General features: G+C 45.9%; 1 protein-coding gene. It reads right to left on the minus strand.

Features of this window, described 5'->3' with window-relative positions:
• Positions 1–549, minus strand: a 549-nt coding sequence (gene iolI / locus ACWHAR_RS30970; protein ID WP_452088919.1) for a 2-keto-myo-inositol isomerase, incomplete at both ends; no start/stop codon positions are given.

The raw sequence follows: 549 nt of genomic DNA on the forward strand, positions 1-549 counted from the left end.
ACGACGTCCACTGTTGTTTTTTTCGCTGTTTGAATGGCTTCCTCAGCAGTCAGCTTATAGTATTCAGGCCGGAAGAGCTCAACCGATACAACATCAGAGAAGCCGATTTCCTTCAGTGCTGATAAGTGGGCATCTAAGTCAATCGCCCCTTGTCCCGGCCATACACGATCCGCATCTGTTAAAAAGCCGATTGGGAAATCTTCTGTATCATCAATATGATAGATGAAGATTTTCTTTCCGTCCGCCTGCTTTAAGCTCTCAATATTTGAACCCATTGCATGGAAGTGAAAACTGTCAAGGACAAGCCCGACATTGTCACGGTTAACTGTGTTTACGATCTCATACGCCTGTTCAAACGTATTGACCGTACATTGCGGATGGCCGACAAATTCAAGCGCGATTTTTACGCCGTACGGCTCCGCGATATCTGACAGCTCAGTCAGCACGTCTACACTGCTCTTTTTGATCTCTTCTTTTACAATCTTCTGCTCTGTCACAAGCGGAACAGCCACCACATATTTCACACCGAGGGTTTTGCATGTTTCCATC

The organism is Bacillus sp. LR--39 (assembly GCF_053613335.1).